This is a genomic window from Halorubrum sp. CBA1125 (assembly GCF_009742825.1).
Lineage (GTDB): Archaea > Halobacteriota > Halobacteria > Halobacteriales > Haloferacaceae > Halorubrum.
Genome location: NZ_WPCE01000335.1, coordinates 1 through 1,745 on the forward strand (window position 1 = coordinate 1; position 1,745 = coordinate 1,745).

Here is a 1,745-nt window from a genome sequence, read left to right on the forward strand (position 1 = left end):
CGGTCGCGGCGTCGGCGACGCTCCGGGCGTCGTCTCCGCCGAGCGCGCCCGCCCCGAACTCGTCGACCGGCGTCACGCTGTAGTCGACGGTGAGGGTGTCCTTGGTCGCGCGGACCTTCCCCACGAACGCCGAGATCTCGTCGAGGCGCCCCTCGAGGACGAACAGTTCCATACAGCAGCGTGCTCCCACGTGGCTGTGGAAGTTGGAGGCGACGATCCCCTCGTGTTCGTGGCGCAGGCGCATCATCCGCTCTTCGACGCTCGTGGTCTCGTAGTCGAAAAGCACCGTCACGATCGCCATCAGGTCACGGTCTTCCAGCTTCGCGTCTTCGAACTCGCCGAGGAGGTTCCGGGAAGCCTCGCGGACGACCTCGCTGCGGCCGGTGTAGCCGTGTTCGTCCGCGAATCCGTCGATTCGCTCGAGCAGTTCCTCCGGCATCGAGACGCTGACGACGGTCATGTAATAACGTTAGTGGTTCATGTTGTTAATGTTTAGGTTCACCATGCGTCCGGACGAGGTCGAGGCGGGCCTCTCGCGGTTCATGTTGTTAATGTTTAGGTTCACCCCGCGTTGGGCTTCCCTCCACCCCTCGGGATCGTCTCACTGCCGGTCCGAGCCGTCCTCCGTCCGGTTCGGGTCGTCCTCCGTCCGGGATGAACCAGCTTCGATCCGGTCCGTGAGCCACGCGTGATGGTTGAGGAGGGCCCGCTCGCCGGCGTCGGTGAGCGCGTAGACGTCCGCGATCCCCTCGGTGTGCCGGTCGAGGTAACCGGCGTCGACCATCGAGGACAGCGTCGCGTAGAACGATCCCGGATCGATGCGCTCGTCGTAGTGGGACTCCAGTCGGTTCTTCAGCGTCTGTGCCCGCAGCTCTCCGGCGTCGTACAGCAGTGCACACAGGTCGCGGCGGCGGCCGCTGTGGAGCCACTTCGTCATGGGCCACGATTCGGGCGGACCCTCACGACCGTTTCGGTCCGTCCGCCTCCGTCACGTGACACCGTACACGTGCTCCGGACGCCGATCACGACGACGGAGCAGAGCGAGCCCTTTTAACGCTCGGGCGCCCTCCGTGTCGACAACCGATGGACCTCCTCGTCGTGGGTGCGGGCGAGATCGGCCGGTGGGTCGCCGATACGGTGGCGGCCGACGACGCGCCGGTCGCGGCGAGCGTCGCCTTCGCCGATCGCGACCCCGAGGTCGCCGCCGACGCCGCGGCCGCGCGCGACGCGGAGGCGGTGCCGGCCGACGGCGACACGACCCACGACGCGGTGTGTCTCGCGGTGCCGATGTCGGCGGTGCCGGCGGCGGTCGAGGCGTACGCGCCCCGCGCGGAGCGGGCGATCCTCGATGTCTCCGGCGAGATGACGACGGCCGTCACGGCGATGCGCGAGCACGCGCCGGAGCTCGAACGCGCGAGCTACCACCCGCTTTTCGCCCCGCCCCGCGTCCCCGGGAACGTCGCCGCGGTCGTCGACCGGGACGGCCCCGTCGTCGGGGACGTCTCGGCCGCGATCGAGGCGGGCGGCAACGAGGTGTTCGAGACGACCCCCGAGGAACACGACCGGGCGATGGAGACGGTGCAGGCCGGCGCGCACGCGGCGGTGCTCGCGTGGCGGCTCGCCGGCGAGGAGGTTCGCGAGGAGTTCCACACGCCCGTCTCCGCCGCGCTCGACGATGTCGCCGACACCGTCACCGAAGGGGCGCCGGAGGTGTACGCGGAGATCCAGCGGGCGTTCGACGGCGC

General features: G+C 69.5%; 3 protein-coding genes. 1 reads left to right on the plus strand and 2 read right to left on the minus strand.

Features of this window, described 5'->3' with window-relative positions:
• Positions 1-460: CopG family ribbon-helix-helix protein (locus GJ633_RS16420; protein ID WP_156589620.1), on the minus strand; the 460-nt coding region annotated here is incomplete at its 3' end.
• Between the two features lie 141 nt (positions 461-601).
• The gene (locus tag GJ633_RS16425; protein ID WP_156589621.1) at positions 602-937 is read right to left on the minus strand and encodes a PadR family transcriptional regulator; all 336 of its coding nucleotides are present in this window, start codon (positions 935-937) and stop codon (positions 602-604) included.
• Positions 938-1,083: 146 nt separating this feature from the next.
• On the opposite strand from GJ633_RS16425, the gene GJ633_RS16430 reads away from it, so the two are divergent.
• Positions 1,084-1,745, plus strand: a 662-nt coding sequence (locus GJ633_RS16430; protein ID WP_156589622.1) for an NAD(P)-binding domain-containing protein, incomplete at its 3' end; no start/stop codon positions are given.